The sequence below is a fragment of the Kocuria sp. CPCC 205260 genome, assembly GCF_040981045.1.
In the GTDB taxonomy this organism is placed as follows: Bacteria; Actinomycetota; Actinomycetes; order Actinomycetales; family Micrococcaceae; genus Kocuria; species Kocuria palustris.
The window spans coordinates 204,068-223,453 of sequence record NZ_JAVKPT010000001.1 but is presented as its reverse complement, the minus strand read 5'-3'; the positions used below and the strand labels follow the sequence as shown (position 1 = coordinate 223,453).

Genomic DNA, 19,386 nt, shown 5'->3' with positions numbered 1-19,386 from the left:
GCGCCCTGGGCGGATCAGACCGGGGGCCTCAGCCGGAGAGCCCGACCAGCCCCACCATCACCGGCACCATGGTCACGATGAGGATGATGCCCAGGACATCGAACACCGCGCCCGTGCGGATCATCCGCACCATGGGCACTGCGCCGGTGCCGTAGACGATCGCGTTCTGCGGCGTGGAGACCGGCAGCATGAACCCGAACGACGCCGCGAACGTGGCCGCCATGGCGGGCACCAACGGATCGACCTCCATGGCCTGGCACAGGGGGATGACGATCGGGACGATCACCGCGGCGGCGGCCGTGTTGGAGGTCGTCTCCGAGATCAGCACGGCCAGCACTGCGGAGAACACCGTGATCGCGGCCAGGCTCGTGACCCCCAGGTTCTCGGAGGCGCCGGTGCCGATGGTCTCGGCCAGGCCGGTGTCGGCCAGCATGGAGCCGAAGATGATGCCCGTGCCGAAGAGCAGGATCGTGCCCCAGTCGATCTTGGCGGCCTCGGACCAGGTGAGGGTGGGCTCCCGCTTGGCCCAGTCCTTGGGCAGGATGAACAGCAGGGAGGCGCCGAGCACCGCCACGATGCCCTCATCCAGGCGGTCGTCCATGAAGATGTAGAGCTCGGAGTCGGTGCCCGCGAACAGGCTGACCACGGCCGGCAGCAGCCACAGGGTGATGGTCACGCCGAAGGCGATGATCGTGTTCTTGGCCGCGCGATCCATGGGGCCCTGGGCTTCGCGCTGCTCGCGGACGTAGTCCTCCACACCGTCCAGGCGACGGACCTCGGGCCGGTTGAGCAGGAACATGGTCGCGGCGAGAACGATGAACATCCCCAGGCAGATCGGGAAGGCCATGACCATCCACTGTGCGAACGAGATCCGGATGCCCATGGCCTCCTCGATCAGGCCGCGGCCGATCAGGTTGGGCGGGGAGCCGACCGGTGTCAGCAGGCCGCCGACGCTGGCTCCGTAGGCCAGCATGAGCATGAGTGCTGCGCCCACGCGCAGGCGCAGCGGATCGAAGTCCTCCTTGACGATGCCTCGGTCCTGCATCAGCTGGGCGATCACCGCCAGGATGCCCAGAGCGGTGGGCATGAGCATGGCCACCGTCGCGGTGTTGGAGACGAAGGCCGAGAGGACGCAGGTGATCACGCCGAACGCGATGATCACCCGGTAGGTCGAGCGCCCCACGCCCGGCAGCGAGAGCACGAACAGGGCCACGCGCTGGGCGATCCCGTGCTTGAGCATGGCCTGGGCCAGGATGAACGCGCCGATGAACGTGAAGATCGTGGTCGATCCGAAGGGCGCGAGCACGTCGCCGGCCGGGGCCACGCCCAGCACGACGATCGCGCCGACGCCGATCAGGCCGCCCACGGGGATGGGCACCGGCTCGCAGATCCACAGCACGATCACGCCCAGCAACACGGAGGCCAGCAGATGCTGATCCGGCTCGAGGTTCACGGGCAGCAGCGCGAACAGGATCGCGATGGCGGGAGCGACGAAGAAGCCGGCCGTCTGGCGGGCTCGCTCGAACTTCTCCTCCCGCGGGGAGAGCTTCTGCTCGCTCAGGCTGCGGAACGTCTTGCCGCCGAGCAGGGCGGAGCGCACATCCGTGCGCCGGGAGGCGTCCCGGGCCCAGGAGATGGGGCTGGTGTCGGTCACTGGAGGTCCTTCCTCACGAGGGTCCCCTCACCCTGCGCCTGTGACGCAGGCCACGTCCAAGTCAGGATAGCTACCATTCGCATAGGCAGGGCCGATGAGTCGCTTCCGCGGCCCCCGAGAGATGAGGCTGCTTCCATGGACATCCGTCAGCTGACCTGCTTCCTGGCCGTGGTCGACCACGGCGGATTCACCCGGGCCGCCGAGCACCTGTACATCGCCCAGCCGTCGCTGTCCCAGACGATCAAGGGGATGGAGTCCGAGCTGGGTGTGCCCCTGTTCCACCGGATCGGCCGAGGCGTGGTGCTCAGCGAGGCCGGGAAGGCGCTCGTGGGACCCGCGCGGATCGTGCTGCGGGATCTCGAGGTGGCGCGCAGCGCGGCCGCGGAGCTGTCGGAGACGCTGTCGGGCAGGCTCGAGATGATCGCCATGCCGTCGCCGGCCATGGAGCCGCTGGCCACGCTCGTGGCGGGATTCACCGCCGAGCGCCCGGGCGTGCGGATCGCTGTGAAGGCGGCCTTCACCCCGGAGCAGGTCGTCGACGCGGTGCGCCAGGGCTCGGCCGAGCTCGGCCTTCTGGGCACCCCCGAGCCGTTCTGCAGCGCCGCGGTGGATGTGCAGCCGCTGCCGCGGCAGGACCTGATGATCGTCCTGGCCCGGCATTCGCGGGCCTTCGACGGGCTCGAGGCCGTGCCTCTGGCGAAGCTGTCCGGACAGCCGATGATCGCCTCGCAGCGCGGCTCGCTCATGCGCCAGGTCCTGGACGAGGCGCTGGCCGAGGGCATCGACCTGCGCATCGTGGTGGAAGCCGCGCACCGGACCTCGATCCTGCCGCTGGTCATGGCCGATGTGGGACACGCGATCCTGCCGTCGTCGTGGATGCCCACGGCCCGGGCGATGGGCCTGACGGCGCTGCCCCTGGATCCGCGGCCGCCGCTGCACATCTCGCTGATCAGCCGCACCGCCGATCTGACCCCGCTGGCCGTCGCCTTCCTGGGCCATGCCCGCGAGCACGCTCGTGAGGAGGGCCCGGACGGAGACGAGCTCCCGACCCCGCAACTTGGATAGGCCCTTCCTATGGAGGGGATCGCAATGCGGTCTTGGACCGATCGAGTCGTCGCGGTCTCTACTGGATCCCAGCCGCAGACTCCCGCGGCGCCGCACCTCGACGAAAGGCCGATCATGGCTGAGCAGACCTTCCGCATCGCCTCCATCCCCGCCGACGGCGTGGGCAAGGAGGTCGTCGCCGCCGGACGCCGCGTCCTCGACGCGATGGCCGAGGCCTCCGACGGCGCCTTCGCCTTCGACTGGCAGGAGTTCCCCTGGGGCTCGGCCTACTACGCCGAGCACGGCGTGATGATGGCCGAGGACGGCCTGGAGCAGCTGCGCGACTTCGATGCGATCTACTTCGGCGCCGTGGGCTGGGAGTCCGTGCCGGATCACGTGAGCCTGTGGGGCCTGCGCCTGAACATCACGCAGAACTTCGATCAGTGGGCCAACATCCGCCCCGTGAAGTTCCTGCCCGGCGTGCAGTCGCCGCTGCGCAAGGCCGATTCCGAGGACCTCGACTGGATCGTGGTGCGCGAGAACTCCGAGGGGGAGTACGCCGGACTGGGCGGACGCAACCTCTCGGGCCGCGGCCCCGGCGAGGAGGTCGCGATCCAGTCGTCGCTGTTCACCGAGAAGGGATGCGAGCGGATCATCCGCTTCGCCTTCGACCTGGCGCGCACCCGTCGGGTGAAGAAGGTGTCCTCGGTGACCAAGTCGAACGCCCAGCAGTACGGCATGGTCCTGTGGGACGAGGTCTTCCAGCGCGTGGCCGCCGAGTACCCGGACGTGGCGAACGAGTCGGTGCTGGTGGATGCCATGAGCGCCAAGTTCATCCTGCACCCGGAGGACCTCTCGGTCGTGGTGGCCTCGAACCTCAACGCCGACATCCTCTCGGACCTGGGCTCGGCGCTCGCGGGCAGTCTCGGCCTGGCCGCCAGTGCCAACCTCAACCCGGAGCGGCGCTTCCCGTCGATGTTCGAGCCGGTCCACGGCTCCGCTCCGGATATCGCCGGTCAGGAGATCTCCAATCCGATCGGCGCGATCGCTTCCGCGGCGCTGATGCTCGACCAGTTCGGCCTCTCCGATCAGGCGCGCCGCCTGGAGGCCGCGATCGAGGCCACGACGGGGGCCGGCCACCTGACCCGCGACATCGGCGGCACGAGCTCGACGGACGAGGTCACGCAGGCGATCATCGAGGCACTGGCCAGCGCGCAGCCCAAGCCCGAGGCCGACGCCGCCTACGAGACGGTCTGAGCCGAACCCACCGGATCTGCCGCCGACCGCACCACTGAGAACCGAGGTCCCCCTCATGCCATCGCCGAACGTGCTCATCGCTCCGGACAAGTTCAAGGGCAGCCTGACCGCCCGCGAGGTGGCCGCTGCGCTGGCCGAGGGGATCCGGGCCGTCGTGCCGCGGGCGCAGGTGCGCGAGCTGCCTCTGGCCGACGGCGGCGACGGCAGCGTGGAGGCCGGCCTCTCGGCGGGCTTCGCCGCGCATGAGGCGCCTGTGACGGGCCCGCTCGGGGATCCGGCCGTCACCGCCATCGCTCTGCGGGAGGCCACCGCGATCGTGGAGGCGGCCACCACGAGCGGGCTGCAGATGGTGCCCGACGATCGCCGCGATGCCGGTGCGGCGAGCAGTCGCGGCCTGGGGGAGGCGGTGCGTGCGGCGCTCGAGCTCGGCGCCGAGCGCATCGTCCTGGCCCTGGGCGGAAGCGCCTCGACCGACGGCGGCATCGGCATGCTCACCGCACTGGGGTGGCGATTCCTGGACGCCGACGGCGTCCCCGTGGACCCCAGCGGCCTGGGGCTGGCGGAGATCCGTCGGATCGAGGCGACGGGCGCGGTGGATCTCACGGGCATCGAGCTCGTGGCCGCCAGCGATGTCCAGAACCCCCTGCTCGGCTCCGACGGCGCCGCCGCGGTCTACGCACCGCAGAAGGGCGCGGACCCGCAGGAGGTCCAGCAGCTCGAATCCGGCCTGCAGCACCTGGTCCGGCAGCTGGCCGGGATCCGCCCCGATGCCTTCAAGCTGGCCGAGCGCCCGGCTGCGGGTGCCGCCGGCGGGCTCGGGTTCGCGGCCATGCTGCTCGGGGCCCGGATCGCCTCCGGCGCGGATCACTTCCTGGACCTGCTGGGCTTCGACCGCGCCGCGGCCGGCTGCGATCTGGTGATCACCGGCGAGGGCCGGATCGACAGCCAGACCCTGTCCGGCAAGCTGCCCGCCGTCGTCGCCCATAGAGCCGCCCCCGCGCGGGTGGAGGCCGTCGTGGGGCACAACGCCCTGGGCACGGACACCGCCCCGGAGGCGGGCATCGCGCGCATCCGCTCGCTGAGCGAGCGCACACAGGCCGACTGCGCGCACGACAGCGAGCTGTCCCGGACGCTGCTGGTCGAGATCGGCCGGGAGATCGGGGCGGAGCTGGCGGAAGGGGCCGATCAGGTCCGATGACGTCATGACACGCCGCGCGGCAAGAGATTTCGCCGGTGCACAGGCTGCTCGAAGGGGGCGTCCCCAGGTGTGGATGACGCCCCCTTCGTCATGCCCGATGCGCGTGGGGACGCGGTCCGCAGCGGCCGGTGAGGACACCCGGTCTGTGGACATCCTGGGGAGGGGGCCCGATGGTGACGAATCTGACCGTCACACATCATCTTGGGGTCGTGCCGTGGGTGCGGCACTAGATGTAGTATCTCTATCCAGCGCAGGAAACAGAGCGGCCCGGATGACGCGGACCGATCGGAGCCCCCGGAACGGCGGTCCTGCACCGAGCACCGGACACCTTCCGGAGGCCTCGGAGCGGCTCTTCTCACCACGCCACTCACCCCCATGAACAGGAAGGGATCACCGACATGTCAGTGACCGTCTACAGCAAGCCCTCCTGCGTCCAGTGCAACGCCACCTACCGTGCGCTCGCCAAGAAGGGCATCGACTACAGCGTCGTCGATGTGACCGAGGACCAGGCCGCCTACGAGCACGTCGTGAGCCTGGGCTACCAGCAGGTCCCGGTCGTGGAGACCGGTGAGGACCACTGGTCCGGCTACCGCCCGGACATGATCTCCCAGCTCGCGGTGCGCGTCTCCGCCTGAAGCTCTCCGACCACGACGGCCGGACCGCGCGGCGCTCGTCTCCCGAGAGGGGGATCGGTGCCCGGTCCGGCCGTCGAGCACCATGGTCGCCCCCGCACCCCGGCTCGTCCGGGACCCGTCGTACCGCTTGAGAAGTGAGTGACTGCCTTGTCCGCACTCATCGCTGATCTGCGCCGCGCGGCCGCTGAGCGCGACCGGCTGGCCGCCGAGACCACCGATCGCACGTCGACGAGCTCGGGCGACCCCCTCGTCGTCTACTTCTCGTCGATCTCGGGCAACACGCACAAGTTCGTCGAGAAGCTCAGCGCCCGCTCGCTGCGCCTGCCGCTGCGCACCCACGAGGAGGCCCCCGTCGTCCGGGAGCCCTACGTGCTGGCTGTGCCCACCTACGGCCGCCCCGGCGGCTCGGGGGCAGTGCCCCCGCAAGTCGTGAAGTTCCTCAACCTCGAGGAGAACCGCCGTCAGCTGCGCGGGGTCCTGGGGGCCGGCAACACCAACTTCGGCGAGCATTTCTGCCTCGCCGCCCAGAAGATCGCCGTCAAGTGCGATGCCCCGCTGCTCTACCGATTCGAGCTGATGGGCACCGAGCAGGACGTCGCCAATGTGAACGAAGGACTGATGAAGCTGTGGCAGTGACCACCCATACCTCCCACGCCGGCGTCTCCGGCTGGGGCCACGAAGATCCCAAGGTCCCCGAGAAGTTCCGCGGCATGGGCTATCACGAGCTCAACGCCGTGCTGAACCTGTACGACGCCGACGGCAACATCCAGTTCGACGCCGATCGCCACGCCGTGCGCCAGTACTTCCTGCAGCACGTCAACGAGAACACCGTCTTCTTCCACGACCTGAAGGAGAAGCTCGACTACCTGGTGGAGCACCAGTACTACGAGCCCGAGGTCCTCGAGAAGTACGACTTCGAGTTCGTGAAGAAGCTGTCCAAGCTCGCCTACGGGCACAAGTTCCGCTTCAAGACGTTCCTGGGCGCGTTCAAGTACTACACCTCGTACACGCTCAAGACCTTCGACGGCCAGCGCTACCTCGAGCGCTTCGAGGACCGCGTGGTCATGGTCGCGCTCTACCTGGCCGACGGCGACCGCGAGCTGGCCGAGCACCTGGTGGAGGAGATCATCTCCGGGCGCTTCCAGCCGGCGACCCCCACGTTCCTGAACGCGGGCAAGAAGCAGCGCGGCGAGATGGTCTCGTGCTTCCTGCTGCGCATCGAGGACAACATGGAGTCGATCGGCCGTTCGATCAACTCCGCACTTCAGCTGTCCAAGCGCGGCGGCGGCGTGGCGTTCGCGCTGACCAACATCCGCGAGTCCGGTGCCCCGATCAAGAAGATCCAGAACCAGTCCTCGGGCATCATCCCCGTCATGAAGCTGCTGGAGGACTCGTTCTCCTACGCCAATCAGCTCGGGGCTCGCCAGGGCGCCGGTGCGGTCTACCTGCACGCGCACCACCCGGACATCAACAAGTTCCTGGACACCAAGCGCGAGAACGCGGATGAGAAGATCCGCATCAAGACCCTGTCGCTGGGCGTCGTCATCCCGGACATCACGTTCGAGCTGGCCAAGAACAACCAGGACATGTACCTGTTCTCGCCCTACGACGTCGAGCGCGTCTACGGCATGCCGTTCTCGGACGTCAACGTCACCGAGAAGTACCACGAGATGGTCGACGACGCCCGGATCACCAAGACCAAGATCAAGGCGCGCGACTTCTTCCAGACCCTGGCGGAGGTCCAGTTCGAGTCGGGCTACCCGTACGTGATGTTCGAGGACACGGTCAACAAGGCCAACCCCATCGAGGGCAAGATCATCATGTCCAACCTGTGCTCCGAGATCCTGCAGGTCTCAGAGCCCTCGACGTACCACGACGACCTCACCTACGAGACGGTGGGCAAGGACATCTCCTGCAACCTGGGCTCGCTGAACATCGCGCTGACCATGGACTCCCCGGACTTCGGGCAGACCATCGAGACCGCCATCCGCGGACTCACCAGCGTCTCCGAGCTCTCGCAGATCGACTCGGTGCCTTCCATCCGTCGCGGCAATGAGATGTCCCACGCCGTCGGGCTGGGGCAGATGAACCTCCACGGCTACCTGGGGCGCGAGCGCATCTACTACGGCTCGGAGGAGGGTGTCGACTTCACGAACATCTACTTCTACACCGTGACCTACCACGCCGTGCGGGCCTCGATGCTGCTGGCCAAGGAACGCGGCTCCACGTTCGTGAACTTCGAGAACTCGGACTACGCGAACGGCTCGTACTTCGACAAGTACACGGAGCAGGAGTGGCTGCCGGCCACCCAGCGCGTGCGCGAGCTGTTCGCCCAGTCGGAGATCCACATCCCCACGCAGGACGACTGGCGCGAGCTCAAGGCCCAGGTGGCCGAGCACGGCATGTTCAACCAGAACCTGCAGGCCGTCCCGCCCACGGGCTCGATCTCCTACATCAACCACTCGACGGCGTCGATCCACCCGATCGCCGCGCCGATCGAGATCCGCAAGGAGGGCAAGCTGGGCCGCGTCTACTACCCGGCGCCCCACATGGATCAGGACAACCTGGAGTACTTCCAGGACGCGTACGAGATCGGCTACGAGAAGATCATCGACACCTACGCCGCTGCCTCCCAGCACGTGGATCAGGGCCTGTCGCTGACGCTGTTCTTCAAGGACACCGCCACCACCCGCGAGGTCAACAAGGCGCAGATCTACGCGTGGCGCAAGGGCATCAAGACGATGTACTACTCGCGCATCCGCCAGCTCGCGCTGGAAGGCACGGAGATCGAGGGCTGCGTCTCCTGCATGCTGTGATCCCCGGATCCAGCAGCGCACACGCACCCCGAACAGACTCGAACAGGAGATACTGACTGAGATGATGAGCGAGAAGGTGGAGCTCACCCGCCACCACGCCAAGGCCATCAACTGGAACCGCGTCCAGGACCCCAAGGACGACGAGGTCTGGGACCGGCTCACCGCCAATTTCTGGCTGCCGGAGAAGGTGCCGCTGTCCAACGATGTCCAGTCGTGGAACACGCTCACCCCGCAGGAGCAGGACCTCACCATGAAGGTCTTCACTGGGCTGACCCTGCTGGACACGATCCAGGGGACCGTCGGCGCCGTGTCGCTGCTGCCGGATGCGGTGACGCTGCACGAGGAGGCCGTCTACACGAACATCGCGTTCATGGAGTCGGTGCACGCCAAGTCGTACTCGTCGATCTTCTCCACGCTGGCCTCGACCAAGATGATCGACGACGCCTTCCGCTGGTCCGAGGAGAACGAGTTCCTGCAGCGCAAGGCCGACATCGTCCTGGACCGCTACGTGGGCGATGACCCGCAGAAGAAGAAGGTGGCCTCCACGCTGCTGGAGTCCTTCCTGTTCTACTCGGGCTTCTACCTGCCCATGCACTTCTCCTCGCACGCCAAGCTGACGAACACGGCGGATCTGATCCGCCTGATCATCCGCGACGAGGCCGTGCACGGCTACTACATCGGCTACAAGTACCAGCGCGCCATGGAGCAGGAGAGCCCTGAGCGCCAGGCCGAGCTCAAGGACTTCACCTACGACCTGCTCGACGAGCTCTACGAGAACGAGATCGCCTACACAGAGTCGCTCTACGACGCGGTGGGGTGGACCGAGGAGGTCAAGAAGTTCCTGCACTACAACGCCAACAAGGCGCTGAACAACCTCGGCTACGAGGCCCTGTTCCCCAAGGAGATGACCGACGTCTCCCCGGCGATCCTCTCCGCGTTGTCCCCGAACGCCGACGAGAACCACGATTTCTTCTCCGGCTCCGGGTCCTCCTACGTGATCGGCAAGGCCGTGAACACGGAGGACGAGGACTGGGACTTCTGAGCCCCCAGCCTTTGCTTAAGGCCCGACGGCGCTGATGAGAGGCCCGGGCCTGCAGATTTCTGCAGGTCCGGGCCTCTTTGCGTGCCCCCGTGGGCGGGGCAGGGAAGAGCACAGATGGACTGAAGCACCCTGGGCACGATCCGATTCTTCTTCAGAAAAGCTGGCCACGATGGGCTGGGGGCACTGGTGGAACACCGCTCGTCTGCATGAGGCCCTGGTCTATCGCACTCTCACGGAGGTCGAGTCGGCCTACATTGACGGCCAAGACACACAGCCTGTTACGTCGCGACCTCGGAACGAAACCCAGGGCACTTCAGCGACAGATTGGGTCGTGTCGCTCACGCTAGTCGGACCGAGTGCTTCGCCGGCCTGTCCGTGACGGGGTCGGGCCCTGTGAGTCCGGGATGATCCCGCACGCACCACTACGCTGGTCTCGTCCGCCGGGATCCTCCCGGCATCTCGAATCGGGGTCGGGGTGAGTTCCACGCATCGTCATGGCCTTCTGGGCGCCGCAGCGGTGGTGGTCGTCGTCGCCTCGCTGATCGCAGGAGTTCCCCAGGGCCCCATGTCCAAGCAGGTCCAGCACTACGAGTCCACCGACGAGCCGATCCCCAACCCGGGGCGCGGGATGTCGCACTACACCCAGACTCGCTACGCCGAGGACGGCTCCGGGCACACGCCCCTGGACGTCTGGCAGCTGCGCCGCTGGAAGGACGAGGACCAGACCACGGTCGTCTATCGGATCGTGCTGCTCGACGGATACCGCGAGTCGGACGCGCTGCCGCAGAAGGTCCTGGAGGACCTGGACGCGGATCTCGACCTGCTCAACGACGAAGGCATGAAGGCGATCCTGCGCTTCGCCTACACGGAGGACGGAACGAACGACGCCACCCCGGATCGCACCGTCGCCCACATCCAGCAGCTGGCGCCGGTGCTCAATGATCACCGCGGCGTGATCCACTCGCTGCAGGCCGGCTTCGTGGGGCAGTGGGGCGAGTGGTACTACTCGGACAACTTCGCCAGCAGCGCCGACGAGCCGTGGAACCTCACCGACGACGACTGGGCGAACCGCCAGCGCGTCATGGATGCGCTGCAGGAGAGCATCGACCCGCGGATCGTGCTGCAGGTCCGCTACCCGGAGATCCATCGCCGCCTCGTGCACGAGGACCGCAAGGACCGGGTGGGCATCCACAACGACTGCTTCCTGGCCTCGGACACGGACATGGGCACCCTGGTCAAGGACGACGACCGCGCCTATCTGGAGCAGGTCGCGAAGAACGTGCCCACGACGGGGGAGACCTGCGCGGTGAACCCCGGGCGCTCCGATGACGCCGAGACCGCGGTCTCCGAGCTGCAGCGCTACAGCTGGGCCGTGCTCAACGCCGACTTCAACCAGGAGGTCCTGCAGTCCTGGGGCGAGGACGACCTGGCCGAGATCCAGAAGCGACTGGGCTACCGCTATGCCCTGGCCAGCGCCTCCGCGCCGCGCGAGCTGGCGCCGGGGGAGGACGGCCAGCTCTGGCTGCAGCTGCGCAACGACGGCTACGCGGCCACCGGGCGGCATGCGGAGATCATCCTGACGTTCTCCGACGACTCCGGCCGGATCGTGCACACCGCGCGGACCGACGTGGAGCTGGATGACATCCGCCCGGGTGAGGAGGGCTATGTTCCGGTGCCGTTCCAGGCACCCGCCCAGACGGGGTCCTACTCCCTGGGGCTGCGGGTCCCGGATCCGGACAGCGACTCCACCAGCGCGGATCTGACCAAGCCGGCCTACAGCGTGCGCCTGGCCAATGACGGCATCTGGGATTCCGAGACCGGCGTCAACGACCTGGGGATGCAGCTCACGGTCGAGTGAGGCTCTCGGTGCTGCGCACCGCGCCAAGGGCCGCCGCACGACCGGCGCGCGTGGCTCCGATGGTCGAGGCCGAGGCGCCGTAGCCCACCAGGAACAGCCCGGGCTCCCCGGACACCGAGACGCCGTCTTCCTCCATCTGCACGCCGCCGCCGGGCTGACGCAGCCGCAGCGGCGCCAGGTGATCCAGCACTGCGCGGAAGCCTGTCGCCCACAGCACCGCATCCACCGGGGTCTCCCATGCCCTCGAACCATCCGCTTCGGACGGGTGACCGGGCAGGGCGGCGGCGGGGCGCTCCGACTGGTCCAGCAGGGCGTCGACGATCGTGCCCTGCGAAGGCAGCCCGCGACCGTCGGGCCTGGCGCCATCGAGCACGGCACCCGTCTGCGTGAGCCGCAGCAGGGGGCCCCGGGAGATCAGCGTGCCGTCTTCGATGCCGTGGCGGTACTGCTCCGTGAGCGGCAGGCCCGTCGCGGCGACCACCGACAGCGGCGGCAGGCCCGTCGTCGTGCGAGCGGAGACCGAGGCCTCCACGTCCGCGCCCCAGGACTTGTCGAAGAACCGATCCGTCCAGTCCGGCTCCCGACGGGTGCTCCACACCGTGTGCGCCCCGGTGGCCTCGAGCTGCAGCAGGAACTGCAGGGCCGAGGTGCCTCCGCCCACCACGAGGACGCGCTGGCCGGCGAACTCCTCGGCGGAGGTGAAGTCGCGGGTGTGCAGCTGCCGTCCCGCGAACTCCCGCATGCCGGGATAGGCGGGCCAGTGCGGACGGTTCCAGGTCCCGGTCGCGCTGATCACCGCGTGCGCTCGCCGCACCGAGCCGTCCGAGGCGGTGACGCGGAACAGGCCGTCGTCGTCGCGCTCCACCGCGGTCGCTGCAGTCGGGCGCACGACGGGCAGTCCGAGCTCGCGCTCATACGCCGCGTAGTAGCGGGAGACCACGCGGCTGGCCGGCTCGGTCGGATCGGGGTCGCCCAGCGGGAAGCCGGGCAGGTCGTGGATGCCGTGGGCGGCGTCGAAGGTCAGCGAGTCCCAGCGATGCCGCCAGGCGCCTCCGGGTCCGTCGTTGCCGTCGAGCACCACGAACTCCCGCCACGGCTGCAGCCCCTTGCGCAGCAGGTGCGCCGCCGCGCTGAGTCCCGCCTGGCCGGCGCCGATGACGATGACGCGCAGTGGATCGCCCTCGGCCTGCCCCGAAGTAGATGATGTGTCCACAAACACGAAAGCGCACAGAAGGGGTGAGCTATTCCCCCGAGGCGGGCGCGGGGATCACAGGGCGGAGATGCGCACCTGTGCAGACGCAGCGGCAGGGCTGCTGCCTGCGGGCGAGGACGTGCCGTCGGCCCAGGCCAGGAAGTCGTCGAACGCGATGATCGGCTTGCCGTACTGCGCGGCCTTCTTCGCCTTGCCGGACTGGGTGCCGAGCTCGGCGACCACCAGGGCGTCACACCGGGTCTTGGTGACGTTGGCGACGGGGGCGAGCCCGTGGGAGGCAGCCAGGCTCTCCACGTCGTAGCGGGAGAGCTCGCGCCCGTCGGCGCCGTGGGCGGTGCCCGTGAAGCAGACTCGCGCGCCGGGGGAGAGGACGTCGGACAGGTCGACGTCTGCGCCCTGGTCGCCGTCCAGGATCTGCGTGCCGAGCTGAGCCTCGATCTCCTGCAGGATCCCGTGTGCCGTGGGGCTCAGCGCGGCGCGCCCGGCGGCAGCCCGCAGCGCCTCGGTCAGCGCCGCCGCACGGTCCTCGTCCGACGCATCCAGGCCGGGGGCGTGCACGAGCAGCTCGACGCCCTCGTCACCGCGCGGCATCAGGTAACCGGGGCGGTCGTCGATCGCGGGGAACGGCTCCTCGCCGGTCAGGCCACGCCGGGCGGCGATGTCCCGGGCAGCCAGTGCCCGCTCCAGCGCAGTCGGGGCGCTCAGCCGCGTGCGGTCCTCCCAGGTCAGGGAGCCGTCGTCGAGCTCGGTGCCCAGCGGCATGCGGGTCACGTGCTGGTTGCGCTTGAGCTCGAAGTCGATGCGGCTCAGCGCCTGATCCACGTGCAGCCCGATGGGGGTCCGCTCGCTGAGCAGCGGAGCCAGCGCCGCCCAGGCCTGCTCGAGCAGGGGTGCCAGCTCCACGTCGGCGGCGGTGATGCCGTAGTCGGTGCGCGCGGAGCCCAGGTCGCGGGTGGGGTTCACGAGCGTAGAGGCCTGCTGGCCGTCGTCGGTGACCACGGCCAGCTCGATCGGGCGGGGCTTCCAGCGCGAGCCCTCATCGCCCACCCAGCACACGCCGAAGTAGACGCTGCCGCGGGTCTGCAGCGCCGGTGCCTGGGAGCGCAGGAAGCGGCGGACCCGCTGATCCACGCGCAGGTCCTTGGGCAGCACGTCGCGGGTGAGGACCATGCCGTCGAGGGAGCGGCAGCGGCTCAGCGCCACGTAGAGCTGCCCGTCGGCGAAGGTGCCTCCGGTCAGGTCCACCACCACGCGGTCCAGGGTCTGGCCCTGGCTCTTGTGGATCGTGATCGCCCAGGCCAGGCGGAACGGCAGCTGGGAGAAGGTGCCTACGACCTCGTGCGTGAGCTGCCCGCCCGCCACCGACGGCCGGGTCACCTCCCACAGGTGCCGCTCCACGGTGGCACGCGAGCCGTCGGGCAGCTCGACGACAACGTAGGGCTCGCCGTCGTCGTCGAACAGCGTCTCGGTGATCTTGGCCAGGGTCCCGTTGACCCAGCGATCGGCCGGATCATTGGTCAGCAGCATGATCTGGGCGCCGGCCTTGTACTCGAGCACGTCCTCGGCCGGGCGCTCCATGCCGTCGAGCTCGCCGGTGATCCGTGCGGTGGAGAAGGCGGAGTGGGCCGGGAGCCGTTCGAGCATCCGTCGGTTGCGCGCCCCGGCGATGCGGTTGGTCGTGGCCAGGGTCAGCCAGAACTCGTCCAGCGGCGGTTCGAACTCGGGGTCGGTGTGCCGGTTGAGCTCGGTGCGGGCCTCCTCGAGCAGGCCGCCGTCGCGCACGGCGTTGAGGATCTCGACCATGCGGGTGTCGTTGAGCTGGCGGAAGACCGTGGTCAGCTCCACGACCGCGAACGACGACGCCGCGTACTGGTGCCCCGAGAAGAAGAAGGGGGAGTCGTAGTAGGTCTGGAAATGCTCCCGCTCCGGCTCGGTGACCACCGGGGGCAGCTGATGCAGATCGCCGACCAGCACGAGCTGCACACCGCCGAACGGCGTGCCCGGCTTGGGCCCGAACTGCTCCAGGGCGAGCGCCAGGCAGTCGAAGAGATCGGCGCGGACCATGGAGATCTCGTCGATCACCAGGGTGTCCAGGGCCTTCAGCGTCTTCATGAACCGCCCGGGTCGATAGTCGCCGGAGCGCACCTGCTCGGGGGTGATGCCCGCAGGGAAGGAGAACAGTCGGTGCAGGGTGTAGCCGCCCACGTTCAGTGCGGCGATGCCCGTGGGTGCGGCCACCACCACGGAGCGGGAGGTGCTCTCCAGGAACGTGCGGATCAGCGTCGACTTGCCCGTGCCGGCGCGGCCGGTGAGGAAGACGGGGACGCCGGCGTGCAGCTTCTCCAGGGCGTCGGAGAACTCGGCGGTGAGGGTGAGGGTCATCGGCCTCAGTCTCCCAGGCGGAGGTCTTCGCGGGATGGCGGAACGCGCAGGTCCAGGGAGGTGTCCGCGATCACATAGTGTGGGCTCGAATCGGAAGCTCCGCCGATCGCGGACCGCACGCCGACAGCACTCATGGCGGATGTCGCGAAGGAGGTCACCATGGGCATCGTCGCCCTTGCGGTGTTCATCACCATCACGGTGGTGCTCAACGTTCCCCTGCGGCGCCCGATCGCCGAATCGCTGCTCGTCGCACTGATCGGCACCGCACTGGTCGGCGGAACCCGATTCTTCGAGCTGCTGAGCCTGGGCGTGGTGGAGGCTCTCGACAACGACGTCACCTTCGCAGGCATGGCCTTCGTCTTCATGGGCGTGATCGTCCAGCAGACCGGTCTGATCGAGCGCCTGATCACGATCTTCAACTCGATGTTCGGCCGCCTTCGCGGTGGCGCGGCCTACGTCTCCACGGCCGGATCCGCGGCGATCGGGCTCGTCGCCGGTTCGACGGCGGGCAATGCCGCCACCGTGGGCGCAGTGACCATTCCCTGGATGAAGGAGAACGGCTGGTCGCCGGCGCGCTCTGCGACGCTCGTGGCCGGCAATTCGGGACTGGGAGTCTCCCTGCCTCCGAACTCGACCATGTTCATCATCCTGGCTGCGATCCCCGCAGGGCTGGGGGTCAGCGGCGCCGACGTCTATGTCTCGCTGCTGGTCACCGGTGCCTATGCCGTCGTGTACCGCATGATCGTGGTCTGGATCTGGGCCCGGCGCGACGGATTGGAACCGGCAGACGCCTCGGAGATCATGCGCTTGCCCCAGGCCCTGCGGCAGGGCTGGAGCTCCACCCTGATCTTCCTGGGCATCCTCATCCCCGTCGTTCTGACCTTCGGGCCGCTCTACGACTGGCTCTCGGCGTCGCAGCGGGTCGGTGAGGAGCCGATGGGCGAGATCTCGATCATCGTCTGGGTGCCGATTCTCATCTCTGTGATCGCATTGATCGAAGGCCGCAAGCGTCTCGCCGGGAGGTGGCGGGAGACCGCTCGCGCCGTGCGCGACGAAGCGCCGCAGTTCGCGACCGTCGGCATCTCCCTGTTCTCGGCGCTGGCCGCCTCGACGATCATGTCCGAGCTGGGAGTGGGGGATCAGCTCTCCGCCGCCCTGGAATCGGTGCACCTTCCTGTGCCGCTGCTCGTGCTGCTGATCTGTGCTGCGATCGTCGTGGTGGCCACGCCGCTGTCGTCGACAGCGACCGCCGCCGCCATCGGCGCCCCAGCGGTGATCGCCATGGATTCCATGGGGATCCCCGCCGTCGTGGCCGTCTGCGCCGTGCTGCTGTGCACCTCGACGGAGGGGGCATCCCCGCCTGTCGGCGCGCCCATCTACCTCGCATCGTCCTTGGCGAAGGTTGAGCCGCGACGCATGTTCGTGCCGCTGATCGTCTGGTTCGTGGTCCCGGTCATTCTGCTCGCCTGGGTCGTGGCCCTGGGCTTCCTGCCGATCCCGCATTGAGCCATGGATCCGACAATGCACCGAAAGGAGCCGTCATGAGACGGATCGTTCTCGTCGTCTTCTGGGCCTCGCTGGCAGTCTTCCTGCTGCTGGGCCTCGGCATCGTGGCAGGTCAGCTGGCGGGAGTCCTGCTGGGCAGCGGAAGTATCGTGGCCGGGGTCGCCTCGGTCCTGAACTGGCCGGCCTTCTCCGCAGCGACGGTCTGCTCCCTGGCTGCGTTCGTCCTCGGTTACCTCCCCGATCCTGACCGTCCTTCGACGCGGGTGGAGCTGTCGGCAGACAATTGAGACGTCACTGATACGACACGAACCACGGCTTGGGGTCGTTGTCGAAGGTCTCCTCCGGGGTCCAGGTGGGGGTGTCCTCGTCGTAGAAGTTCTTCCACGCCATGCGCATGCCCTCGGGCAGGTCGCTCTTCAGAGCATCCCACGTGCCCAGCTTCAGCTCGCGGGTTCCGTGGCCGTCGGCGTGCACGACCATGGCGACCTCCGGTACAGACGCGTCGATGTTCTCGCGATCCGGGAGCATGTCCACGGAGAACTGGTGCAGGATCAGCACCTTCTGCGGAAGCTCGTCCTCCTGCACGATGCCGGCGAGCCACTGGGCGACCTCGTCGACCTCCGCGGCCTCGACCGAGCCGACCTGCACCATGTGCTGCCCTCCGGGCTGCAGCCGCCACTCGGGATCCAGGGCCAGGCCCACATGGGGCTCGCGCAGCAGGTCCTCGTAGCGCTTGGCCTGAGTCAGGAAGTCTGTGGAGCCGGGCTGCAGATCCAGCACGCAGTAGACGCCTGCCTCGCCGGCGGCGTCGATCCACGGGCGCAGCGTCTGGGGATCGAGCTCGTTGGAGTAGTCGCCGTCGGGCCCGGCCTCGGAGGAGGCGACGGTCGCGATGATCTCGAAGGCCGGGATGACCGGTTCCTCGGAGAACGGCTCGTACTCCTTGGCCAGCTCCTGCACGCGGGTGATGGACGCGTCGACGTCCTGCTCGCCCAGGCAGCCCAGCCCTGGGACGCCCGGGGAGCCGTAGAGGGCGATCATGCGCCGGCCGGGGAAGACCTCGGTGCCGCCGCCGGGCAGCTCGACCGGCTCCGGCGTCGACGACGCGCTGCCGCCCGTGGCCTCGGAGCCGCCCTGGCCGTCGTCGTCCTGCGAGCCGCAGGCGGCCAGGCTCAGCACCGCCGCGGCGGCGCCGCTCAGGAAGACGGATCGGGGGAGTCGGGCGCTGCTCATGGGGGTGAGCTCCTCTGCGGGAAGACATCGGGAAGAGCCCTCACCCTAAGCTCACTGAGCATGAGGAGCCCTCAGGGTTGCCCGGGGTTTCTCGTGGTCCCGGGCGCTCAAGCCACGGGGATCTGCCCCGTGGGCGGCGACGGGGTCCGACCTGCGCCGCGACCGTGGACGAGCCAGTAGTACGCGACGGCGACCAGCAGCACACCGGCTGCGCACAGGTACATCCCGCGGTAGCCGAGAGCGGGCACCGCAGAGCCGAGGACAGCGGGCCCGACGGTCGCGCCGAGGTCCATGCACAGGAAGAAGGTCGCCGTTGTCAGTCCCACGCGAGCGATTGGGGCGACCTTGACGGCCGCCGCCTGGGCCGCGGTGATGATCGCGCCGAAGGAGCAGCCCAGCATGGTCCCGGCCGCCAGCAGCATCCATCCGGAGCTCGCGAAGGCCAGCATGACCAGGGTCGCCGAGAACAGCACCAGCGCCGGAGGGATCACACTGTTGTCGCCGCGCCGGTCCTGCCGCCTGCCCAGGTACGGGCGCGTGAGGACGATGGCGATCGCGTACACGACGAAGAAGGCCGCGGCCGAGCTCACCAGATCCAGCTCCACGGCGTAGGCGTTGAGGTAGGTCAGGATCGTGGAGTAGGCCATGCCCGCGAAGACCATGAGCCCGGATATGGGGAGGGCGCGCGTCTCGATGATCGACGACAGCCGCCACTGCCGTGCCGAGCGGCGCTGGGCCTGAGTGAGCTCGACCTCGGGGACGCGCAGCACGAGCACCACGATCAGGGCCAGGCCCGCCACCGCGGAGACGAGCACGAAGAGGCTCCCGTAGCCGATCGAGCGCGAGAGCCACACGCCCAGGGCGGGGCCCACAGCTGTGGCCAGGGTGGTCGATAGCCCGAAGTACCCCGTGGCCTCACTGCGGCGCCGAGGCGGGATGACGCCCTGGACCGCCGCCGGGGCGATCGTGGTCACGGCGGCGAAGGCGATGCCGTTGACGAAGCGCACGGCCAGCAGCCCGGCCATCCCGGTGTCCGGCAGATAGGCCGTGGAGATCAGCGTGAACAGGACCATGGCCGTGACCAGGACGCGCCGCCGTCCGATGAGCTCCATGTACTTGCCCGTGAGCAGCCGGGCGATCACCGCGCCGACGGTGAACGACGACGTCGTCAGCCCGGCCTCGGCCTGACCGGCCGAGAAGCGGTCCATCGCGTAGGCGGCCGAGATGGTGGTCACGAGGTAGAACTGCATGGACACCAGGAACTGGACCAGCCACAGCAGCACGAACCGGGTGCTCAGGATCCGCTGCGACAGGTCCTTGGACGCCTCGGGTGCGGGGCGCTGCAGCAGCGGGATCTGTCCGGTGACCGGCTGGTCGTAGCGCAGCGGCTCGACCTCGGGCTCGTCGTTCCGCCGGTCCTCGTGGGGATCGTCGGGGTCGTCCTGCGGGGCGGGAGGCGTCGTCATATGGCTGCGGGGACTCCGTTCGGGACAGGCGGCGACCGGGATGGCTGGGGCACGACCATTGTGCCCCGCCCGCAGAGGCTTG

General features: G+C 68.7%; 15 protein-coding genes. 10 read left to right on the top strand and 5 right to left on the bottom strand.

What is annotated here, in order from left to right; translation table 11 throughout:
• Positions 1-28 precede the first annotated feature (28 nt).
• The gene (locus RF645_RS00905) at positions 29-1,654 is read right to left on the bottom strand and encodes a DASS family sodium-coupled anion symporter (protein ID WP_259903088.1); all 1,626 of its coding nucleotides are present in this window, start codon (positions 1,652-1,654) and stop codon (positions 29-31) included.
• Positions 1,655-1,789: 135 nt separating this feature from the next.
• On the opposite strand from RF645_RS00905, the gene RF645_RS00900 reads away from it, so the two are divergent.
• The 8 genes from RF645_RS00900 to RF645_RS00865 all read left to right on the top strand — a co-directional run bounded on the left by RF645_RS00900 (position 1,790) and on the right by RF645_RS00865 (position 11,504).
• Entirely contained in the window at positions 1,790-2,719 is a 930-nt protein-coding gene (locus tag RF645_RS00900; RefSeq protein ID WP_024290579.1) for a LysR family transcriptional regulator, read from the top strand.
• A gap of 111 nt (positions 2,720-2,830) precedes the next feature.
• Positions 2,831-3,955: a tartrate dehydrogenase gene (locus RF645_RS00895; protein WP_280614282.1), complete on the top strand. Its 1,125-nt coding sequence runs from the start codon at positions 2,831-2,833 to the stop codon at positions 3,953-3,955.
• 55 nt (positions 3,956-4,010) lie between these two features.
• Positions 4,011-5,153: a glycerate kinase gene (locus RF645_RS00890; RefSeq protein WP_368818400.1), complete on the top strand. Its 1,143-nt coding sequence runs from the start codon at positions 4,011-4,013 to the stop codon at positions 5,151-5,153.
• 398 nt (positions 5,154-5,551) lie between these two features.
• The gene (gene nrdH / locus RF645_RS00885; protein WP_006213334.1) at positions 5,552-5,788 is read left to right on the top strand and encodes a glutaredoxin-like protein NrdH; all 237 of its coding nucleotides are present in this window, start codon (positions 5,552-5,554) and stop codon (positions 5,786-5,788) included.
• A 198-nt stretch (positions 5,789-5,986) separates the two neighbouring features.
• Positions 5,987-6,424, top strand: a complete 438-nt coding sequence (gene nrdI / locus RF645_RS00880; protein WP_368818666.1) for a class Ib ribonucleoside-diphosphate reductase assembly flavoprotein NrdI — start codon at positions 5,987-5,989, stop codon at positions 6,422-6,424.
• A 74-nt stretch (positions 6,425-6,498) separates the two neighbouring features.
• Positions 6,499-8,604 (top strand): class 1b ribonucleoside-diphosphate reductase subunit alpha, encoded by a 2,106-nt coding sequence (gene nrdE / locus RF645_RS00875; RefSeq protein WP_368818665.1) that lies wholly within the window; start codon positions 6,499-6,501, stop codon positions 8,602-8,604.
• Between the two features lie 64 nt (positions 8,605-8,668).
• The gene (nrdF, locus tag RF645_RS00870) at positions 8,669-9,646 is read left to right on the top strand and encodes a class 1b ribonucleoside-diphosphate reductase subunit beta (protein ID WP_040560293.1); all 978 of its coding nucleotides are present in this window, start codon (positions 8,669-8,671) and stop codon (positions 9,644-9,646) included.
• Between the two features lie 475 nt (positions 9,647-10,121).
• Positions 10,122-11,504 (top strand): DUF4832 domain-containing protein, encoded by a 1,383-nt coding sequence (locus RF645_RS00865; protein WP_368818399.1) that lies wholly within the window; start codon positions 10,122-10,124, stop codon positions 11,502-11,504.
• On the opposite strand, the gene RF645_RS00860 is transcribed toward RF645_RS00865, so the two are convergent.
• Positions 11,491-12,717 (bottom strand): NAD(P)-binding domain-containing protein, encoded by a 1,227-nt coding sequence (locus tag RF645_RS00860; RefSeq protein ID WP_235586723.1) that lies wholly within the window; start codon positions 12,715-12,717, stop codon positions 11,491-11,493. The two genes, RF645_RS00865 and RF645_RS00860, sit on opposite strands and share 14 nt — an antisense overlap.
• Positions 12,718-12,771: 54 nt before the next feature.
• Positions 12,772-15,099, bottom strand: coding sequence for an AAA family ATPase (locus RF645_RS00855; RefSeq protein ID WP_058870975.1), 2,328 nt, complete (start codon positions 15,097-15,099; stop codon positions 12,772-12,774).
• Positions 15,100-15,258: 159 nt separating this feature from the next.
• Between RF645_RS00855 and RF645_RS00850 the strand changes: the two genes are divergently transcribed.
• Both RF645_RS00850 and RF645_RS00845 read left to right on the top strand, forming a co-directional pair.
• Positions 15,259-16,605 carry a TRAP transporter large permease subunit gene (locus tag RF645_RS00850; protein ID WP_058870974.1) on the top strand — a complete coding sequence of 449 codons (1,347 nt, stop codon included), beginning with the start codon at positions 15,259-15,261 and terminating at the stop codon, positions 16,603-16,605.
• 35 nt (positions 16,606-16,640) lie between these two features.
• Positions 16,641-16,892, top strand: coding sequence for a hypothetical protein (locus RF645_RS00845; RefSeq protein WP_058870973.1), 252 nt, complete (start codon positions 16,641-16,643; stop codon positions 16,890-16,892).
• Between the two features lie 4 nt (positions 16,893-16,896).
• Here the strand turns inward: RF645_RS00845 and RF645_RS00840 are convergent, their stop codons facing one another.
• Together RF645_RS00840 and RF645_RS00835 are read right to left on the bottom strand one after the other, a co-directional pair.
• The gene (locus tag RF645_RS00840) at positions 16,897-17,838 is read right to left on the bottom strand and encodes a hypothetical protein (RefSeq protein WP_058870972.1); all 942 of its coding nucleotides are present in this window, start codon (positions 17,836-17,838) and stop codon (positions 16,897-16,899) included.
• 107 nt (positions 17,839-17,945) lie between these two features.
• Positions 17,946-19,304, bottom strand: a complete 1,359-nt coding sequence (locus RF645_RS00835; protein ID WP_058870971.1) for an MFS transporter — start codon at positions 19,302-19,304, stop codon at positions 17,946-17,948.
• Positions 19,305-19,386 lie beyond the last annotated feature (82 nt).

Bases quoted from the DNA above. Each gene is read 5' to 3' on its own strand.
- RF645_RS00900 (WP_024290579.1), top strand. From the start codon at position 1,790: ATGGACATCCGTCAGCTGACCTGCTTCCTGGCCGTGGTCGACCACGGC.
- RF645_RS00890 (WP_368818400.1), top strand. From the start codon at position 4,011: ATGCCATCGCCGAACGTGCTCATCGCTCCGGACAAGTTCAAGGGCAGC.
- nrdH (WP_006213334.1), top strand. From the start codon at position 5,552: ATGTCAGTGACCGTCTACAGCAAGCCCTCCTGCGTCCAGTGCAACGCC.
- nrdE (WP_368818665.1), top strand. From the start codon at position 6,499: ATGGGCTATCACGAGCTCAACGCCGTGCTGAACCTGTACGACGCCGAC.
- nrdF (WP_040560293.1), top strand. From the start codon at position 8,669: ATGAGCGAGAAGGTGGAGCTCACCCGCCACCACGCCAAGGCCATCAAC.
- RF645_RS00855 (WP_058870975.1), bottom strand. From the start codon at position 15,099: ATGACCCTCACCCTCACCGCCGAGTTCTCCGACGCCCTGGAGAAGCTG.
- RF645_RS00850 (WP_058870974.1), top strand. From the start codon at position 15,259: ATGGGCATCGTCGCCCTTGCGGTGTTCATCACCATCACGGTGGTGCTC.
- RF645_RS00845 (WP_058870973.1), top strand. From the start codon at position 16,641: ATGAGACGGATCGTTCTCGTCGTCTTCTGGGCCTCGCTGGCAGTCTTC.
- RF645_RS00840 (WP_058870972.1), bottom strand. From the start codon at position 17,838: ATGAGCAGCGCCCGACTCCCCCGATCCGTCTTCCTGAGCGGCGCCGCC.
- RF645_RS00835 (WP_058870971.1), bottom strand. From the start codon at position 19,304: ATGACGACGCCTCCCGCCCCGCAGGACGACCCCGACGATCCCCACGAG.